Annotated in this window: 12 protein-coding genes and 1 pseudogene; 5 read left to right on the top strand and 8 right to left on the bottom strand. The window is 44.6% G+C overall.

What is annotated here, in order from left to right; genetic code table 11:
- Positions 1-8: 8 nt before the first annotated feature.
- Together BQ7394_RS08970 and BQ7394_RS08965 are read right to left on the bottom strand one after the other, a co-directional pair.
- On the bottom strand, positions 9-3,386 hold the full coding sequence (locus tag BQ7394_RS08970) for a TonB-dependent receptor (protein ID WP_235848712.1): 3,378 nt from the start codon (positions 3,384-3,386) through the stop codon (positions 9-11).
- A 212-nt stretch (positions 3,387-3,598) separates the two neighbouring features.
- Entirely contained in the window at positions 3,599-4,483 is an 885-nt protein-coding gene (locus tag BQ7394_RS08965; protein WP_075557133.1) for a FecR family protein, read from the bottom strand.
- Positions 4,484-4,924: 441 nt separating this feature from the next.
- Between BQ7394_RS08965 and BQ7394_RS08960 the strand changes: the two genes are divergently transcribed.
- Complete coding sequence (locus tag BQ7394_RS08960) at positions 4,925-5,485, top strand: RNA polymerase sigma-70 factor (protein WP_075557132.1); 561 nt, start codon at positions 4,925-4,927, stop codon at positions 5,483-5,485.
- 172 nt (positions 5,486-5,657) lie between these two features.
- Here BQ7394_RS08960 and BQ7394_RS08955 read toward each other — a convergent pair whose 3' ends face one another.
- The 6 genes from BQ7394_RS08955 to BQ7394_RS08930 form a co-directional block, all read right to left on the bottom strand.
- The gene (locus tag BQ7394_RS08955) at positions 5,658-7,313 is read right to left on the bottom strand and encodes a glycoside hydrolase family protein (protein ID WP_075557131.1); all 1,656 of its coding nucleotides are present in this window, start codon (positions 7,311-7,313) and stop codon (positions 5,658-5,660) included.
- Between the two features lie 185 nt (positions 7,314-7,498).
- Positions 7,499-10,411, bottom strand: coding sequence for a glycoside hydrolase family 2 protein (locus BQ7394_RS08950; RefSeq protein ID WP_075557130.1), 2,913 nt, complete (start codon positions 10,409-10,411; stop codon positions 7,499-7,501).
- Positions 10,412-10,504: 93 nt separating this feature from the next.
- The gene (locus BQ7394_RS08945) at positions 10,505-12,112 is read right to left on the bottom strand and encodes a RagB/SusD family nutrient uptake outer membrane protein (protein ID WP_075559946.1); all 1,608 of its coding nucleotides are present in this window, start codon (positions 12,110-12,112) and stop codon (positions 10,505-10,507) included.
- A 39-nt stretch (positions 12,113-12,151) separates the two neighbouring features.
- A complete protein-coding gene (locus BQ7394_RS08940) occupies positions 12,152-15,463 on the bottom strand; it encodes a TonB-dependent receptor (RefSeq protein WP_075557129.1) in 3,312 nt (1,103 codons plus the stop codon).
- 227 nt (positions 15,464-15,690) lie between these two features.
- On the bottom strand, positions 15,691-16,668 hold the full coding sequence (locus tag BQ7394_RS08935) for a FecR family protein (RefSeq protein WP_075557128.1): 978 nt from the start codon (positions 16,666-16,668) through the stop codon (positions 15,691-15,693).
- A 99-nt stretch (positions 16,669-16,767) separates the two neighbouring features.
- Positions 16,768-17,310, bottom strand: a complete 543-nt coding sequence (locus BQ7394_RS08930; protein WP_075559945.1) for an RNA polymerase sigma-70 factor — start codon at positions 17,308-17,310, stop codon at positions 16,768-16,770.
- 150 nt (positions 17,311-17,460) lie between these two features.
- Between BQ7394_RS08930 and cysK the strand changes: the two genes are divergently transcribed.
- The 4 genes and pseudogenes from cysK to BQ7394_RS08910 form a co-directional block, all read left to right on the top strand.
- A complete protein-coding gene (gene cysK, locus BQ7394_RS08925; protein ID WP_075557127.1) occupies positions 17,461-18,408 on the top strand; it encodes a cysteine synthase A in 948 nt (315 codons plus the stop codon).
- Positions 18,409-18,642: 234 nt separating this feature from the next.
- Positions 18,643-19,086: a MarR family winged helix-turn-helix transcriptional regulator gene (locus BQ7394_RS08920; RefSeq protein ID WP_075557126.1), complete on the top strand. Its 444-nt coding sequence runs from the start codon at positions 18,643-18,645 to the stop codon at positions 19,084-19,086.
- On the top strand, positions 19,064-19,825 hold the full coding sequence (locus tag BQ7394_RS08915; protein ID WP_262497537.1) for a TolC family protein: 762 nt from the start codon (positions 19,064-19,066) through the stop codon (positions 19,823-19,825). The genes BQ7394_RS08920 and BQ7394_RS08915 overlap by 23 nt, the downstream gene beginning before the upstream one ends.
- Positions 19,753-20,145 (top strand): annotated as a pseudogene (locus tag BQ7394_RS08910) (efflux RND transporter periplasmic adaptor subunit); the annotation flags it as partial. The gene BQ7394_RS08915 and the pseudogene BQ7394_RS08910, both read left to right, overlap by 73 nt.
- Between the last annotated feature and the right edge of the window lie 4 nt (positions 20,146-20,149).

Genomic DNA, 20,149 nt, shown 5'->3' with positions numbered 1-20,149 from the left:
TTTAGTGATTAAAATCCAAGGTTCACGCTAACGGCATACACACGTTGCACGGGGTAGTCGTAGTTATTGGTACTACCGTTTTCAGGGTCGAAGCCATATTTGGTTGCAGGAGAAATCGTGAACAGGTTCTGTCCGCTTAACACGACCTGGCATTTATAAAGCCACTTCACATTCTTCAATAGCTTCGTACGGAAGTCGTAAGCGAACTGTAATGATTTCAAACGGATATAACGGCCATTCACCAACCAAAAATCAGAGGTTTGATAGTTGTTACTTCCATTGACATTGGAGCTCATTGCTATTCTCGGATATTTTGCACTCGTATTATCCGGCATCCAATAATCCAATTGATAAGGATAAACCATCGTATATCCTCCGGTCGACTGTCCACGTACCACATCATCCAGATACATATCGCGGGAAGTTGCTCCCTGGAACAGAATATTGGCAGAAAAACCTTTATAAGACAGGTTGGCATAAATACCATAGTTACCACGTGGGAAACTATTTTTACCGATACGCCATTGGTCGTTGTCATCGATAAAACCGTCACCGTTCATATCCTTATAGATAATATCACCGGCAACCAGGTTCGATGAACCATCGCGACGAGGTAAATTTAAAGTCTGATCCGAGCTCTGATAATATCCCAGGTTCGTAAATCCGTTACCCCAGTTTCCAGTCTGCTGTACGGAACGTCTATATGGATTTTTCTGGCTTGCCAAATCTTCGTCCCAGGCACTGGATACCAACTGGTCGAAATAGGTAAAGTTTGCTCCTACTTCATAATTGAAATCTCCGAAATGATCTTTCCAGGAAAGGTTGAACTCATAACCGGCACGACGGTGCTCCCCATTCGATTTAACCTTCGGAAGAGCCAGACCGAGCGGATCGGCATAACTCACGTTCGAAGGAGAAGTCAGGTAACCGGTCGTTTTCATATAGAAATAGTCGAAACTACCAGCTAAACGTTCACCCAGTGAATTGAAGTCGAAACCTATATCAAATGTATTACGGGTATACCAGGTAATATCATCGCTGATCAAAGCACCTTCGCTGAAAGTCGGAACGATCTTTCCATCTAATACATAGCCTCTTTCGTTAAGTCCGTAAGAGGTCAAGTAACTAAAAGCACCAACTCCGGAGTCCAAACCTGTTTGTCCGTAAGAAGCACGCAGCTTAAAGAAGTTCAGAATATTACGATCTTTCAACGGTTGAAAGAAAGACTCTTCGGATACAGCCCATGCCAGTGAACCAGCGAAAAAGTTACCCCAGCGACGATCTTTCGGAAACAAGTCGCTACCGTCATGACGCATAGAACCTTCAATGTAATATTTCTTTTTATAGTTGTAGGAGGCTCTAGCTACCAAACCGGCACGGCCGCTTTCAAATTCCCTGCCACCATTTTCCATCGTATCGGAGGGTCCTGCCCCCATCTGATCGATCATGAATATATAATTCTTACGCAAAGCGTTAAATCCACGTTCAAATGCATAACTCTGCTCATAACCGATTGTGGCAGAAACATTATGTGTTTCATCCAGAAAGGAACGGCTATAATCTGCAAAATACTGCATGGTCCACATGCGATAGCTATATGTGCTATACTGTAAGCTAACCGGGTAATCAGGCCCTTTATTTCCTTCCAGGTCATACTGCGGTGCGGTTTTTGTCCATGATTTGGAATCGGACATTCCAAATCGATAATTACCGCTTACTTTCAGTTTCAAGCCTTCTACACCTTTCACATTCCAGTCTGCATTGAACAGTCCGGTTACCATTTTAAAGTCTGATTTTAAATATCCCGACTCGGATGAGATCTCTGCCAAAGGATTGTCATAACCGATATAAATCTGTCCATCTTGATTCTGTGCCAATTCCATAGGACTTTTGTTCTGAATATGCCCCCAGGTATGCCAATAACCGCTGGAATATTGGGAACGAGGAGTCTTCATATTGGATATATATCCATCTAAACCGAAGTTCAGGGTTAATCCCAGGTCTTTAAACTCAGAAGTTTCATTCATACGAAGGTTATAACGCTTGTAACTTTCGGCACTCCCCTTATACATCGATCCCTGATCGTAAGCCTGAAAGGAGACGTAATACTTATTAAACTCGGAACCACCACGCACTGCCAGAGAGTGTTTGCTTTCCGGTGCAAAATTGCGAAGCATCAACTTTTGCCAGTCTACGTTCGGATAGTTGTATGGATCAGAACCGGTACGATACTTATCCAGTTCCTCATCGGTCCAACGTCTTTCAAGACCATACAAATCACGTACGGTGTTATCGAATAGAGCTCTGTCATACGAGCCCAGCTTCTTTTCCAGATAAGTAGGCTCACTCCAGCTTTGGTTGAAAGAGTAATCAACGCGAAGTCCTTTCAAACCTCCCTTTGTTTTTACAACCAATACACCATCCCCTGCACGGGCACCGTATACAGCGGCAGCAGCGGCATCCTTCAATACAGACATCGACTCGATATCGTCTGTATTCAAGTTGACAAAATCTTCATATTTAGAAATAAATCCATCGATAACTACAATTGGTTCTCCACCACCACGAATAGAGATGGTAGACTTTTTACCAAGACCACCCCCCGCCTGGGTAACGATCAAACCGGCAGCACGTCCGGCCAATGCGTCTGTGATATTGGGAACGGGAACGTTCTTGATTTTCTCGGCATCCACAGTAGATACAGCGGAAGTAAGATTACGTTTGGAATTGGTACCATAACCAATAACGATTACTTCTTCCAATGCTTTTGAGTCTTCCTTCAAGGTTATATTCAGCGTCGTTTTACTGCCGACTACCACTTCCAGTGTAGTATAACCGATAAAAGAAATAACCAATACAGGAGATTTGACATCTTTCAGGTCTAAAGAAAACTTACCCCTCATATCTGTTGTCGTACCCACACCCGATTCCCCTTTTACAAGGACATTGGCACCGATTATGGGCTCACCGAAGTCATCGACAATCGTTCCAGTCACGATCGAATTGTCTTGTGACACTTGTTTTACTTCTTCCTTTTCTTTTTTAAATAAAACAATATGCCTGTCCGTAATCCTGTATCCCAACGATTTGTCACGTAACAGGGCATCCAATACTTCATTAATAGATTTATTTTTCATATCGACGGATACGTTCTCATCGAGGTTCACCTCATCCAGCTTATAGACAAAGGTAAATTCCGACTGGTTCTCAATGGATTTCAATACCTGGAGGATCGTTCCGTTCACTTCAAGGTTCAATTTTGTTACCTGGGAATAAGAAGATGCTGCTGTGGTTTCCCATAAACAAACAAAGAGGAACAATAAGGCTAATTTCGTAATTCTTAAAACTTGATCGCGTGTCTTATGAGAAATATTTCCCTCATTCATAGAGCTTTTTGCCCCACGAAACACTCTAATTAAATGTTTATTCATACATTTGCAAAATCTAGTTGATTATTTATGGCAATTGGTAGTTGCCGTTTACTTAAATGATCTGCGCTTAGAGCATAAATTGGGGATGTTGGTAGCATTCCCAATTTTTTTACCGTTGTTTACGTACTGTTCATGGTCTTCAATTGATTTTAAGGTTCAACAATTATTTATCTGATATACACATCCCTATCCTTTATCTCAAACTTATATCGCATTGAGATTTGCAGAATAGACAAGATTTCCTCCAGTGACTCCTTATGCGTAAATTGTGCCGTTAGGAATACCTCTTTTATAGCTTCGTTTTTCAAATGAAACTTCACACTAAAAGAACGCTCCAATACACTAAGGATCTCTCCGAATGTGATTTTTTCAAAAAAGAAGTCACCTGTCATCCACGAAGTATAAGAAGAAGTCCTGACGGGACGAACTTCGATACTTCCACTCTGTTTGTCAAACAGTGCCTGCTGGCCGGGAACTAATATCCTGTCGGCCGTCGGACTACTGTTTTGTTCGTTAAATAATGCAACCGATCCTTCTATCAGCGTGGTCTCAATCACACCTGAGTTTGCATCTGCCAGGATATTGAATTCCGTACCCAACACCTGTACATGCATGCCTTCCAGGTTTACGATAAAAGGTTTTTCCTTATTCTCAGTCACATCAAAAAACGCTTCCCCTATCAATTCTATTTGCCGTGTATTCTCATCAAAAACTTCGGGATACCGGATATACGAATTGCCGTTCAACCAGACGATTGTGCTGTCCGGCAAAAGAACCCGGGTTTTAGAACCGACCATCGAGGCTACTTCCATATAGGCCAATGGTCTGGGTTCGGTATGTATCTTATATAAAAAAGAAGAAACGACCAATAAGGCTATGGATACTGCAATGGATGCATATTTCCAAACGGATGATACGCCCATTATAATCGTATCAGAGTTCATGATCCGTTGCCACATTTTATTGTAGACGACATCCGGTTCTGTTTCTACCGGCTTGAACTGAATGCGTCTTTTTATCTCTTCGTCTTTTCTGTTTTTTATATTCGACATCTTTATTACTTATATAATTATCTCACTCACATATATAGATGACAGCTCTGAGAAAAAACCCTAATAAGGAAGTTCATTTTTAACATTTAAAGAAATAGGATATAAAATAACAGGCTTAAAGATACACCTTTCGGCTTTTCGGCTTTTTTATATACATTTGTTTCGTGCTTAAAAAGCAATAGGCAACAAACGCTCATGTTCTTTATGTTCTATCCGGACGGGGAATTTCCGGGTAACACAAACAAGACTGCCTTATGAATTACAGAAGCTTACCGTCAAAACTCTCCTTATATGCATTTAATATACAAGAATATACCCTTGTTAATTATTTCATTAAAAACAGAGAGAACAAACTTCACTTAAAAGAAAAGACGTATCTTTACTCCTGTAAAAACTACTTTTTTTCTTTAGTATCGAGGTAAACCACTGAACTCTAAACGTATGAATTTTAGGACAAGAGGATACACTAAATCTTCCCTGATTGATAATATCGCCAAGGGGGACGAAAAAGCTTTTCGTCTGCTCTTCGACATGTACTATCAGCAATTGTTCCATCATGCATTTTACTACCTGTCGTCGAAAGAGCAGGCAGAGGAGGCTGTCTCCGACGTTTTCTTCATTATATGGAAGAAAAGAGAGACATTAGATCAAATAGAAAATATAGAAAGTTACCTGTATACTTCTGTAAAGAACCAGGCACTACATTATATCCGCCGGACCAACGAACCGGATAAAGATCCACTGGAACTGTATCATGTAGAAGTAATTTCAGATAATAATAACCCTGAGTCGAAACTGCTGGATCAGGAGGAACGGGAACTTGTTCAGAAGGCAATCAATTCATTACCGGATAAATGCAGGGAGGTATTCAGATTGTTTCTATCCGACAGGCTTAAGCAAAAAGAGATCGCAACACTACTGGAAATATCACAGAAAACAGTGGAAGCTCATATTGCGACGGCATATAAGAAAATACATACATATCTGAAGAAAAGGTATTAAACAATATAACACTAACAACCAACCAATTACAGTTTCCTCGTAGTTTTGCAGTTTGGAAACTGGCGTTTCCATATAATTTCATGCCTTGGAAACTGGAGTTTCCTCGGCAGGGAACTGTAATTCCCTCCGCAGGAAACTCACGTTCCCTACGGAAGAAACTGAAGGAATAGGCTTACTTCACCGGGGTTGTTTGAAAGCTGTAAGTGGAAACAACATTATCCGACGTACGGATGGTCAGCAGGAAGTCGTATGCTTTTCCTTTCTCGAACTTCGTGTTAGCGGAAAGTGTCACATTCGTTTTGCCGTAAGGGGTAAGAGAGGCGACCTTTGTCTGTCCTATCTCCTTCCTGTTTCCATCCTGAAATTGTTCCAATGTCAGGACAGCCGGTTTGGAAGCTACCTGGCCAAAGTTTTCTACGACAATTTTTATATCCTGTCCGTCTGAGATAAATTCGGGCATCCGGGCAGAAAGGATCGGGTCATTATAACTCACCCAGGGAAGGCGGGCATATCCGTACAGGAGTTTACCAGAAGTTGTTTTACCCAGTAACTTAGGGGCGAACTCTTCGGCTGTTATTCCGTTACCTTTGGCATCGAAGGTGACAATCAGGTCTTTTCCCTCTTTCTTTGTATTTTGTACTTTACATCCTTTGCCGAAATTCACTTCTGTAGATGCACCGAAACGCAAGGATTTGAAATCGATATCCGTCTGCGGGTCAAAGCCCTCTTCAGCAGCGATCTTTACACGTATTGTTTGCGTCTTATCCGTGATCGGTTTGGTATCGAGTACGGTCAGTAACAAACCTGGGGTCAACGGGATACTGATATTCTTGGAACTGTGGTTATCGTTCGGCTGGTCTTCATGTTTCAGGGTATCGATCACGGCAAAGTTGGCCTGGATAGCACGACCGTAGCTATCCTGCAATATTTTGATACGTTCGTATTTAAACCAGTCTTCCACTTTACCATCCTCATGGACGGAGACGCCCGGCAGGTAAGCTTCGCCCGGATCAGTCACCCAATTGACACCATCCTTCGAACGCAGATAGAAAGCAATACGTCCCAACCAGTCGTTCACGATCAGGTGATACTGGATATGGTCGTGCCAAACGACAGGGTCTTCGAAAGCACCCTCCACCGGGGGATATACCCGTTTGTCCGTAATCTGGTTGTAAGGGGAAAGCCCGGTCTGACTGATCCATACACCGCCCCCACGGCAGACCATGAGGAAGGAACCGTCTTCACGCCGGGAGAAAGTAAGATTGGACAGTCCTTCGATAATAGGACGGTCGCGTTTGTCGAAATCAAACGTCTTGCGGATCCACGGACCGTTCAGGTCGTCTGCCAGGTAATAGCCGTCGATAACATAGACTACCACGCGTCCGTCTTTCAAACGGAAAGCCTCCGGGTTATGTCCCGGGCCGATGGTATCTTTGATTATGAACGGACCGATAGAGTTATTGCATACAGCATGATAAACGGTCGATTTAGGCCAGAACATATGTCCCTGGGGAGAGTTCTCTGGCCATCCGCAAACATATAGATGATATTGTCCCGTATTATCCTTGATGATATTTCCTCCCCAATAGGAACGGACATTATCCTCGATCCCGTTGTCTACATACCGGGGAATGACGTTCCGGGCTCCCCATACGTCACTACTTAGTTTTCCGGCAGGCATAGGAAGAAAACGATCCATAAACCGTGCACCCTCAACCAGGTGATCCCACTCTGCTGGACGTGGTCTTTCCGTAATCTGGGCATCCGCATTTTGAGTGCTTAATAAAAGCGCGGCTGATGCGCATAAAAATAAAGAATAGAGTTTCATGGTATTAAGAATTAAGCTTTTAATTCTTCAAATGTATAACTTTTATATATTGGGTACAGCCGCTTATACGAAAAAAAACTACGCAAAGGTTTGCGTAGTTGCAGTGATCTGACACTACTATGCTATGGAGGTGATATGGCTAAACCAGCCGACTGATACAGTAGTGCCAGCCGGCTGACTATATACTAATAAAGAGAGATTTCTCCCAGACCGGCACGTCCTTCGGAGACATTTTCAATTGTTAGACGAAGATATTTTATTTCACGGTCGACAGTCATCGGTTTGAATTCCCAGCCTGTACATTCCCGTTCATACAAAAGTTCCCAGCGTTCGCCATCCTGTGACGTCTCCACTTTGTGCTTATAGGAAGAACTGTCTTTCTGGAAAAGAATACGGCTGGCTGCCACATAGCCCGGACGATCCAACGTCAGCGTGATTACCTGCGGAAGTTTATCTTCGCCTGCGATCCACCAGGTGTGATCATCATTATCTATGATATTCGAGGACGGATACCCGCTCTGATTGCCGCCTACCTGAACGGAAGCGATCTTCAGACGGGGTCTTTCCAATATACGTTTCTGCCAGGAAGAGGGTTTCACGACTACATTATCTTCTTCCTGCCCTTTGAATGCCGCATGTTCTCCATCCGGCAAATAAGAGTTACGGAAAGGTTCCGACACAACCTCCGCCCTACCGGCTGATAAACCGTCTGCGGTAACTTCCACAATGATCTTACCGGCCTTTTTCGTCGTACGTATAAAGGCAAAACCGATACCGCCTTCGACTTTTTGCGGATTGATACCGATACGGCTGATTGTATCGCCAATCAACACACCTTCACCGGATACCTTAATGCAGATTTCCTGTTGCGAATTATATACCACAGAGCCATTCTTATCGCAAACCTTAAAATAGACAGGGATCATATCCGAACCGTCTGCCACGGGAATAATTCCATTCGTTTTGATATCTACTACCAGATGATCCGGCTGTTCGGGTGTCGTCACATGATGTGTAGCCACCACTTTTCCATCCACAAGGGCTTCGGCTTTCAATGTCCCGGCTTCATATTCTCCGGCATTGAAGATGAATACGGGGCTACCTCCTTTTTCAACGACCGGACGATACAGCGGTGTCCTTTCCTCGCGTATCTGTTTTCCGATCAATTGATCGTTACGGTATAATTTTACTTCATCGCAATTGGAAAAGACCGTAATATCTGTTGTAGAAGATGTGAAATCGGCTGATGCATTATAGGACGCGATAAAGACCATCGGCCCATCATACAATCCCGGCTGGGAGACAGACTTGTCGCGCATACTCTGCAACATGAAATAACTGAACTTCGGATAACGGTTGATGTCGACCACGCCGCTGTACATCGTTTCATCCTGGCTACCACGTGCATAATCGTTGTAACTCCATACAAAATGCCCACCCATATGCGGATTGGCATCCAGCATGCACCAGTCGAAATACCCTTTGCCATTCAACTGTTCGATACGGCTGCGACACTGACGCATCTGTTCTTCTTCATTCTCTTTCAGACTGACACGGGGCTTCTCTCCTACACCGTCTCCCCACTCGCGGGTAAACAAGGGTTTGACCACGATGAAGTCTTCGGGATAATTACTCATCACATCGCCATCCTTCGGGAACTTGGATACCTGTTTGTAAAAGACATCGTAATAAGGTTCCATATCGGCATGCCCGAAGTAATCGCCGGCTGTGTACATCTGGTCACCCGGATATTCCGCATGGGACAGTTCTTGAATTTCTTTTGCCAATGAAACCGGATAACGGGATTCATTCAACGCCGTTTCCCAAAGTACGACGGAAGGGTGATTCCGATCCCGACGAATCATCCGGCGTCCTACATCATAGAGCCGTTTGATAAACGTAGAATCGGGATTATAAAACTGCCAGCCGGGAATACATTCGACAACCAACAGGCCATACTTATCGCAGGCATCCAGAAAAGCCGGATCACTCGGATAATGGGCGGCACGGACGGCATTATAACCACCCTGCTTCAGGTCGATCGCATCCCGTACCTGCATCGAATTGGAAGCAGCATCACCGACATTGGCAAAAGCCTGGTGACGGTTGGCTCCGCGCATATACAGTTTTTCTCCGTTGATAAAGAAACCCTCCTCCGCTGTGTAACGGATTGTACGGATACCGACTTTTTCCTCTGTCTCATCCAGTACTTTTTCACCGGATAGGATTTGTGTCTGCAAGGTATAAAGATGGGGCGTGTAAGGATGCCATAAGGCGGGATTGTCGACAATCAAATCCTGCGCTACTGTTTCATCCGACTGTCCCTGCAAATCGACCGGAGTCTTCATTGCGGCAACCACATACCCCGTAGAATCTTTTAACTGAGAGAATAAGGTCAACGTTTCATTCTTATCCGATTGATTACGGATATGTGTGGAGACGTGAACTCTTGCCCTTTCTTTTGTCACCTCCGGAAAAGTAATGAACTGACCGCCACCGGCCACTATCTCCTCCTGCAAAGGATCGGTTATATATATTTTATCAGTAATTACCATTCTGACATCCCGGTATATACCGCTATAATAATAGAAGTCCATCTTATCCTGCGGCTTTCCCGGAGGAGTCAGCGGATCATGTTCAGCAGAGACACGGACTGCCAGCACATTATTACCGTTCCAGTCGACATATTCTGTCAGATCAGCTACAAACCCCATATAACCACCATGATGTTCCGTTATCTTTTTTCCGTTCAAATAAACATCGCAGTTTGTCATAACTCCCTCAAAGGAAACGACCATCCGTTTATCCTTATCTGTTTCCGGGAGCTTAAAATAACGGCGATACCAACCGACCCCGTCATATATCGAGTTTCCTCCGCAATGCTTCGTCTCCAGTTGCATGATATGCGGCAGTACGACAGGCATCCAGCCGGAATCATCCAAACCGATCCTGCTGCCGTCACTCACATCACCCCGGAAGAAAGCCCAGTCAGTATTCATATCCAAGACCTGCCGGCCAGAAGAGGCAGCGCTACAACCAGATCCCGAAAGCAGGCAGGCAAGCAGGAAAAAAGAATAGAGTATGTTTATGTTTTTCATGTCTTCAAGTCTTTTCGATACAAAAGAAGGGATATATCAGAAATAATCCAATATATCCCTTTACTTAATCCAAATATAGTTGTTAATACCTAATTAATAGCCAGTATTCTGTTTCAGATTCGGATTCTTATCCAAGTAATCCTGCTTGATAGGCAGATAACGGTTATGAGTAGCAAACGAACGGTTCTCGATCAGACTTGTGCCGGAGACTGTTGCACGTTTATAAGGATCGGATTCACTCATATTTACTGTGCCTGACACGCGGGTCAACGGACCGTTCATCAGTGTTTCGGCCAACATCTTGCCACTGTCGTCCTTCCAACGAAGGATATCGGCACGGCGAAGACCTTCACCTGCCAGTTCAGAAGAACGCTCGCGGCGGATCAATTCACGTAGTTTCGCCTGCGTGCCATATTTACTCCGGTCTACATCCGGCATACCGACACGGTTACGAACCTGATTCAACATAGTATATACATCAGCAGACGGGCCATTCAACTCATTTTCTGCTTCGGCATAACTCAGTAATACCTCGGCATACCGGAAGATAATCACGGAGGCATTCGTAGCCCACATATCGGCATACTGTGACTTATCCAACAAATATTTACCCCAGGTCAATCCTGTCTTGGAAGCATTATCGGCATCGTCCGGGTTATTCGGATTCTTACTTCCGTCGATCGTGGCGTCCAGTGTATTCAGGATACCGCCTTCCCAATCCATACCGGGGAAAAGAACGGTCATGGCCATACGCGGGTCACGATTGGCATACGGATGGGTAGCGTCGTAACCGCTTCCGGCTTCTTCCTTGGTCAAACCATTACTCATCTCGTAGGCATCTACCAGGTTCTGGGTCGGAACCATCGACGACCATCCGCCATCTGCATTGTTATACATCGTTCCGATCATCCAGTTATCATACAGGTTTTCGTCACGCTGGAAGGCTGCGATAATTTCTTTCGAACCTTGTCCTGCTATGGTGAAAAGATTGTCGAAGCTAGGATCCAACTCATATTGTCCCAGATCCATAATCGCTTTGGCTGCTTCTTTGGCACGCTGATAGTCGCCATAATACAAGGCCGACCGCATTTTGAGAGCCATAGCTGTTCCTTTGGCGATATAGCCTCTTGCCGCAGGTGCATCGTTTAACAGAGGAATGGCTGCATCGATTTCGTCGTAAATAAATTTCTTTACTTCTTCTTCCGTATTGCGGGCTACTTTAGCTTCCTCTGCCGTCTCATAAGATTCGATGATAGGCACACCACCATACCACCAGTTCTTTATGAAATACTGGAAGGCGCGAATCGTTTTCACCTGGCCGATCATATTGTTTTTCTTCGCAGCATCTGCAAATTCTAATGGCTCGATATTGATCAGGAAGTCGTTGCAGCGGCGGATCAATGAGAAACTATAATAATCTGCCACCTGGTTGCTGGCTGTCATACTGCCGTTACCGATGTTCTTCCAATTTTCATGGATATGGTAGTTGAAACCGAAATCGGAACCGCAATCCCAATACATGATACCAGTTTCATCACCCCAGCCGTCGTAACAGCCGATCAGGAACTTTTCAGCATCGGCTTCCGTCTTCCAGGTAGTTGCGGGTGAGAGTGCATCCTTAGGTACTGTGTCCAAAAAGTCTGAACAGGACGTCCCGGCCAATGTCATACCGGCCAGCATATATATAAATAAGCGTTTCATATTATATTCTTTTATTTTATTCATAACTAATCGTTCCTATTAGAATGTTATATTCACACCGAAAGCATGTGTCTGAGTCAGCGGGAAGCTGGAAGCACGTTCGCTGGAGATTTCCGGATCGACGCTGACAAGCATGTTATGGATCGTAAACAGATTTTCCACAGAATAATACACGCGCAGGTTCTCGATACCGGCCGACTTCAGGATATTCTTCGGAATCGTATACCCAAACTGCAGGTTCTTCATACGCAGGTAACTAGAGTTCTGTAACCAGAAAGTCGACATTACATTTGACGATAAGCTGGGAGAGGTAGTGGAATATGCGATACGAGGCATTTTCGCATCCATATTATCAGGCGTCCAGGCATCCAGCCATACAGTTGCAGGGTGAGAATCGTCACCATTGAAATAACCGGTCACTTCCTGATTAATCAAACGGTGTACACCGGCAGCACCTGAAAGCATCATGGAAAGGTCGAAACCTTTAAAACCAGCGTTCAAACTCAAACCGAATGTAACAGAAGGATCTGTCGATCCGCCTAAGATACGGTCGTCGGCAGTTATTTTACCATCATTATTCGTATCGTGGTAAATCAAATCACCAGCTTTAAACTTGCGGGTACCGAACGGATAGCCTTCCTGTTTTGAGTACTTATCCATCCAAGCCTGAGCAGCCTCGTCAGAGTTGAAGAATCCGTCAGCTTTATAGACACGGTACGAGTTCAGACGCTCACCTACACGACGGAGTTTGTTACCATTATTCGGATCGACCATATCGGTCACACCACCCAGGTTCAGTACTTCGTTCTTATTGTAGGCAAAGTTACCGGTTGCACCGAATGACCAGTCACCCCATTTATTATTGTAGCTCAACACGATTTCGATACCTTTGTTGACCATTTCGCCTACGTTATCTTTATAAGCTTCCAGACCGAATTCCTGCGGAACCGGAACATCCATAATGATACCGGTCGTCTTTCTGTCGTAATAATCGATTGTAAAATTGATCTTGTTATTGATCGTTGCGTCTAAACCGAGTCCCCATGTACGAGCCTTTTCCCATGAAATGGTAGACAATTTGTAAGACTTCTGATAATAACCCGACTGCAAAGAGCCGCCCAACGGATACTTTGCATCCAGATTATAGGTATTCATCCATGGATAATAATCGGTCAAAGCATCCTGGTTACCCAGTTTACCCCAAGAAGCACGCACTTTCAGGTTGTTCAACCAGTCTTTTGTATTCTCCATAAAACCTTCTTCACTGATACGCCATGCACCGGAGAAAGAAGGGAAATACCCCCAACGATTACCGTCGGCAAAACGAGAAGAAGCATCCGCACGGATATTGGCTTCCAGGATATATTTACCCATAAAGTCGTAGTTGATACGTCCAAACCAGGAGATCATAGCCAGTTCGCGTGAGAAACCTTCATTCTTCTGAGTAGCCGCATCACCGGCATTCATGTCGTTCAGGTCGTTAGTCGGGAAGTTCTTACGTTCCATCTTATGTTCCGTATAGTCATACTTTTCAGTGTGCCATCCGGCCATAGCTTTCAATCCATGTTTACCGAATTGTTTGTCGTAATTCAATAAAGCGTCGAAAGAGGCACGATGCCAGCCGCGGAACTCTTCGTTCAGCTTGTTCGGCTCGGTCGCTTTGTTCGGGTTATATTGAATAAACTTCTGGAAAGCCTTATAATGCTGCTGGTTATTTACATACGAACCTGTCACCGTGGCAACCAGTCCGTCGATAATCTTATAATCGGCAGCCAACGTTCCGGAGAAGTTCTGGTTCTTACGGTCGACCGTCTGATCTGCATCCAGCCAGGCAATCGGGTTACCATCGGAGATTGTACCGTATGTACCGTCATCGTAACGATTCACGATCCACGGAGCGATACGATTCAACTGACGGATGATCTGGTCGGAGCTACCGCTCGCATAAGACGAGTTCGGGTCGGTATAGTCATTCTTGATATAAGCCAGATTGAGGCGTACATTCAGGCGCGAATTGAGCTTCATATCCATATTGGTACGACCGTTGAACTGCTGCCGTTCGGCATGCGGCAGGATACCCGTCTGATGCAGGTAACCGACAGAACCCATGTACTTGGCTGTTTCCGTACCACCTGTTATGCTCACATTATGAGAGTGCTGAACACCTGTCTGATATGCTTCGTCATACCAGTCCGTATTCGGATAATTAGGATCTGTTCCGCTTTGGAACAAATTGATCTCTGCATCTGTGAAACGCGGGTTCAGGCCTTCGTTAATCAAGGATTGATTGTAAAGACGGGCATAATCGTAAGAGCTCATGCGGTCGATCGTTTCAGTCGCTTTCTGAACACCTACATAACCGTTATAAGAGATACGCGGCTTACCGGTCTTACCCCGTTTTGTCGTGATCAGGATAACCCCGTTAGAGGCTTTCGATCCGTAGATGGCAGCCGAAGCAGCATCCTTCAATACGGAGATACTTTCGATATCGTTCGGATCGACCGAGTTCATCGTACCGGTTTCGACACCGTCCACCAGGATATACGGGTCGGCGGTATTCAATGTACCGACACCACGCACACGGATCGTTGCCTGGTCCTGTCCCGGACGCCCTTGTCCGGAGGTTACCATCACACCGGGCATGATACCCTGAAGGGCTGACGATACGTTCTGCACGGGACGGCTTTCCAGTACCTTACTGTCGACTGTCGCAACGGCTCCCGACATATTCACTTTCTTCTGTACACCGTAACCTACAACGACAATTTCTTCCAGCTTCTGTGTATCTTCCACCAAATTAACCGATAATGTAGCCTGTCCGCTGTAAGGAACTTCCTGCGTCAGATAACCGATAAAAGAAACCTGGATCACATCACCGTTTTTGGCTTCAAGCATAAATTTGCCGTCGATGTCGGTGATACTACCGGTCGTAGTTCCTTTGATAATGACGTTCGCCCCGATAATAGGGTCTCCACTGGCATCGGTAACGACACCGCTTACCATCTTGTTCTGCTGTGCCACACCGGCAACACCATTCATCGCTTTCACCGAATTGTCTGCTTTTACCAGTACCTGACGGTCTATGATCTGATAATTATATCCGGTATTCTCGAATACTTGCTCAAGCACCTCTTCCAAAGAGGCGTTCTTGGCTTTCACACTAGCTTTCCTGTTGACGTTTACATTATTGTCGTTAAAGAAAAACGAGAACTCACTGTTCTTCTCGATATCCTTCAGGATTTCAATGATACTACTGTTCTTTTTGTTGATCGACACTTTGTAGTTCTGCGCGTAGGTAGAGGCAGAAATACAACAGGCCACACCAAGTGAAAATAAGGTTGTGATCTTCATAATACGAATTGTTTTTCTAAATAACGGGACACAACAATCCCTGTCATTGTTTTTTTTCATAACTTTGTATTGTTTTTGATGAATACTAAATGCAAGTCCTTGGCTTCGACTCCTTTGTGACATGCATTTTTCGAAAACTCACGGATTGGAAGGTACTTGCAGGTATCTTCCAATTTTTTTAGGTTAACCCCTTCATGTGTTCATAGGCGATAAATTTAAGTTATTAATTATTTAAGCTTTATTACAAAATTTCCATTAGTGGTCTTCTGATGTCCCAGAGGAGAAGATTCTCCCATTATATATAAAATACGTTCCAACGATTCGTCCCTCACTTTGAACGTAAAACGGTATTTATCTGCTAAATCCTGCTGGCACATGACCTTGCGTCCGTACCATTGTTCGAGGCGCGGGATGATCATCGATAGTTTTTCATTCTCAAAACTGAGTATCTTCTGCTTACGCCAGGCGGTATATTTGTCGGCATCTACAGGCTGGATGTAAGTCGAATCGGCCCATCTATCATGTACGATCTTTTCATCCGGCGATAGGATAAATTCCTTCATATCTCCTGTGGGACGATTCAGATTGATACGAACACTACCGTTCAGTAGAACCGTTTCCGATTTATTCTCTATTTCGTAATCGAAGATTTCGAAGGCTGTACCCAATGCCTCTATCTGCATATTGGAAGTATGTACGATGAACGGCTTGGCTGGATTCCTGTAGACATCAAAGAAAGCCTGTCCACTTAACTGTATTTCGCGGGTTTCTCCGGTAAAGTTGGCGGGATAAGTTAATCTGCTACCGGGACCCAGTTGCACAAACGTACCATCAGGCAAAGAAACCGACTGCATATTCTGAATACCTGAAGTTACGATATACATCGCAACCTCTTTCTTATTGCCGATTATATAGAAAGCCATGCTTCCTACTGCCAGCAATAATAACAAAGAAGCTGCTATACTATAAAATTTATAGTATAAAAATCTCCTGTCGGAGGCTTTATTCGAAAGCCTCCGACAGATATGGTACCATATCTGTCGCCCGTCGGCCCGATCAGAGCTGACAGCGTCAGGAGCATTTTCCCATTGGCTGAACATTTGTCCCTTCACGGTCTTCCGGTCGTTCAGGGCAGCCTGCTCTTCCTCAGCCAATGCATCCTGCATAAGTTTTTTCAATATATATTTTGTATCCTTCTGATCCATCTCTATTACTCGCTTTATAATAAATACACCCGAACAGATAGGTTCCCCCTATCCGGTCGCAATTTTTTTTCAGAAAATAAAAAGGGGGATGGTTTTGTCCTATACGAACAGAGATAGTAAAACGATATTCTTCCTAAGATATTTGAGTGCCTCGCTTATTTGATTCTCAACGGTCTTCTCCGATATATTCAATAAAAGCGCTATTTCCTTATAAGCTTTATTCTCTTTCCTGCTCAGATTAAAGATTTCACGGCGACGTGGCGGCAACTCGGCAATCAATAGATCGATATATTCGCTCAGGTTCTTTGCTTCTATCTCTTCTTCTATATCATACGAACTTTCCATAGCGGAAAGGACAGTTATTTTATAGAAATCTTCATTTACATTCTTTCGATGAATATTAAAGATAAGATTACGGGTGATAATGAATAATAATCCTTTGAAATTTTCTTCCTCACGCAGGAAGTCGCGCGATTCCCATACCTTTATAAAAACCTCCTGTACAACTTCTTCCGCCACACTCTGACTCGTCAGGTAAAGCCGGCTGAAATTGTACACCTGCTTCCAGTACTTTTTATATAAAGTCGTGAAAGCCTCCTTGCTACTCTGTTTTAGTAATAAAATAAGTTCGTTTTCTTCCATCTGTTTCATTCAGAATAGTACAAAGATAAGAGAATTATTTTTATCGTTAATAAACAAAAATAAAATATACCCTCTTTATGGTATGTCCGGCAACCAATTCAATGCTTATCTTTGTTGTATAAATAAAGAACAACTAAAATTAGAAAGAATATGGCAAACGTAGCACAAAAACTAACTGACTTAGTGGGTAATACTCCCTTGTTAGAGTTCTCCAATTTCAATGCAAATAAAGGTTTAAATGCTAAACTGATCGGAAAGCTAGAATACTTCAACCCGGCAGGCAGTGTGAAAGACCGCATCGCCCTGGCAATGATTGAAGATGCCGAAGAAAAAGGCATCCTCACGCCGGGAGCCACCATTATCGAACCGACCAGTGGCAATACGGGTGTCGGCCTGGCTTTTGTTTCAGCTGCTAAAGGATACAAACTGGTACTTACCATGCCGGAGACGATGAGCCTGGAACGACGTAACCTGCTGAAAGCACTCGGTGCACACCTCGTCCTCACCTCCGGAGCAGAAGGCATGAAAGGTGCTATTGCCAAAGCGGAAGCCTTGCGTGACGAAACACCGGGATCTGTTATCCTTCAACAATTCGAAAATCCGGCAAACCCTGCTGTACATATAAAGACAACTGCACAGGAGATCTGGCGGGATACGGATGGTAAAGTCGACATCTTCGTTGCCGGTGTAGGCACAGGCGGTACAGTCAGTGGTGTTGGAGAAGGGTTGAAAGCACATAACCCGAATGTAAAGATCGTTGCCGTAGAACCCAGCGACTCACCGGTTCTTTCGGGAGGCAAGCCCGGTCCGCACAAGATACAGGGTATCGGTGCCGGCTTCATCCCTAAAACTTATAACGGCAAGTTTGTAGATGAAATCATACAGGTAGAGAATGACGATGCAATCCGCACCAGCCGTGAGTTGGCACAGACGGAAGGTTTACTCGTCGGAATCTCTTCCGGCGCAGCAGTATATGCAGCGTTGAAGCTGGCCGAACTACCGGAGAATGCAGGCAAGACAATCGTGGCCTTATTGCCAGACACAGGGGAACGGTATCTGTCGACGGTGTTGTATGCATTTGAGGAATATCCCTTATAATAAAGAATAGTAAATCATCGGTTTATAGTAGTCGTCATTAGCCGCGCAGGTAGTTGTAATTCCCTGCGCGGCTATTTTTTATTCCCTGCGCGAGTAGTGACGACTATCTGCGGTCTGATTCGGAAACGTCATCAAATAGTCTTTGTTTTCCGGCCTTCATATAAAAATAAATAGTCAAACATTAAACCAATTTCAAAAGAAATACATACCTTTGCGCCAACAAAGAGAACAAGTATGACAGCAAATGGCGAATTAGCCCACGAACTCAACCTTTTGGTTCTAAAAACACGAATGACTTTCCGGCAAACGATCCAACGGTTGCTCAAGCAGAATAATATCGATATGACTTTCGAAATGCTGCAAATCATGCACTGCCTGTGGAAAGAACAAGGAGTCAGCCAACAAACACTGGCTGAAAAGACAGCTAAAGATAAAGCCTGCCTGACCAACCTGATCAATAACCTGGAAAAGAAAAACTGGGTGATCCGGCAGGAAGACTCCAACGACCGGAGGAATAAACTGATCTTCCTCACTCCCGAAGGAGAAGAAATGGCCAGACGCATAAAATCGATGTTGAAAGATATGTATGACCAGATAGGCGAACGAATGAATCCCCGTCACATGGAATCGTGTATGAAGCAATTGACTAAGCTGAATGAGATATTCGATAAGATATAGTTTATTATTGTTACTGTTTATTCTGAAGCCTGTTGCGACCCGTTCCCAACAGGCTTATTCTCTTACCCTCGATGAATTATTCCGGCTGGGCACAGAGAATAGTTTGCAACTGAAAGCCACCCGCATGCAGGAGGTGATCGCTGCCGACAAGGAAAAGACGGCACAAACATCGAGCTTACCGGACATCCATATCGGGGCAACTACAGGATATATCGGACAGCCGACCGTCTTCCGGAAAGGACTTTCGCAACCCGTACATCCGGATATGCCGGATTGGTCGCATAATTATAATGTAGAAGTTACGCAACCGATCTACCGGGGAGGAAAAATACATTATACGATCGAACGTTCCTCATTGGAAAAACAGATCGCCGCCCTGAACTCGACCAATAATGAAGCCGAGATTAAGCTGCTTCTGCTCAGCCGGTATATGGATCTTTTCAGCTTGTATAAACAAAAGGATGTATTTGCCCGGAATGTGGAAGAGTCGACACGCCGCCTGGAGGATATCCGCCGCTTGAAGAAGGAAGGGATCGTCACCCGTAATGACGAGTTGCGCAGCGAACTGCAACTGACCAACGATCAACTGGCCTACCGAGAGGCAGACGACAATATAGCCATCGTCTCCCAGCAAATGGATGTCATCCTTGGACTGGATGAAACGTTGCTCCTGCAACCGGATATATGGGCCGTCGCACACTGGAAACCGGTCAACTGGTGCAGGCCGGACAGACATTGAGTAACCTGGTGCGTGGCGACGACAAATGGATAACGGCAAACTATAAAGAAACGCAGATCAGCCATATTTATATCGGGCAGGAAGTACGCATCAAGGTAGACGCTGTCGACAACCGCATCTTTCACGGGAAAGTAACGGCAATCTCCGAAGCTACCGGATCGAAATATTCGCTGGTGCCGACAGATAATTCCGCCGGTAATTTTGTAAAGATACAGCAGCGTATTCCCGTACGGATCGACCTAATGGATATATCTTCCGAAGATATGAACTTGCTTCGTGCCGGGATGATGGTGGAAACGGAAGCGTTGAAAAGGGATTAAAAAC

Source organism: Parabacteroides timonensis (genome assembly GCF_900128505.1).
Lineage (GTDB): Bacteria > Bacteroidota > Bacteroidia > Bacteroidales > Tannerellaceae > Parabacteroides > Parabacteroides timonensis.
The sequence above is the reverse complement of the archived record's forward strand: the minus strand, read 5'-3'. Positions and strand labels throughout refer to the sequence as shown.

Bases quoted from the DNA above. Each gene is read 5' to 3' on its own strand.
- BQ7394_RS08940 (WP_075557129.1), bottom strand. From the start codon at position 15,463: ATGAAGATCACAACCTTATTTTCACTTGGTGTGGCCTGTTGTATTTCT.
- BQ7394_RS08945 (WP_075559946.1), bottom strand. From the start codon at position 12,112: ATGAAACGCTTATTTATATATATGCTGGCCGGTATGACATTGGCCGGG.
- BQ7394_RS08920 (WP_075557126.1), top strand. From the start codon at position 18,643: ATGACAGCAAATGGCGAATTAGCCCACGAACTCAACCTTTTGGTTCTA.
- BQ7394_RS08935 (WP_075557128.1), bottom strand. From the start codon at position 16,668: ATGGATCAGAAGGATACAAAATATATATTGAAAAAACTTATGCAGGAT.
- BQ7394_RS08970 (WP_235848712.1), bottom strand. From the start codon at position 3,386: ATGAATGAGGGAAATATTTCTCATAAGACACGCGATCAAGTTTTAAGA.
- BQ7394_RS08950 (WP_075557130.1), bottom strand. From the start codon at position 10,411: ATGAAAAACATAAACATACTCTATTCTTTTTTCCTGCTTGCCTGCCTG.
- BQ7394_RS08955 (WP_075557131.1), bottom strand. From the start codon at position 7,313: ATGAAACTCTATTCTTTATTTTTATGCGCATCAGCCGCGCTTTTATTA.
- cysK (WP_075557127.1), top strand. From the start codon at position 17,461: ATGGCAAACGTAGCACAAAAACTAACTGACTTAGTGGGTAATACTCCC.
- BQ7394_RS08915 (WP_262497537.1), top strand. From the start codon at position 19,064: ATGAGATATTCGATAAGATATAGTTTATTATTGTTACTGTTTATTCTG.
- BQ7394_RS08965 (WP_075557133.1), bottom strand. From the start codon at position 4,483: ATGTCGAATATAAAAAACAGAAAAGACGAAGAGATAAAAAGACGCATT.
- BQ7394_RS08930 (WP_075559945.1), bottom strand. From the start codon at position 17,310: ATGGAAGAAAACGAACTTATTTTATTACTAAAACAGAGTAGCAAGGAG.
- BQ7394_RS08960 (WP_075557132.1), top strand. From the start codon at position 4,925: ATGAATTTTAGGACAAGAGGATACACTAAATCTTCCCTGATTGATAAT.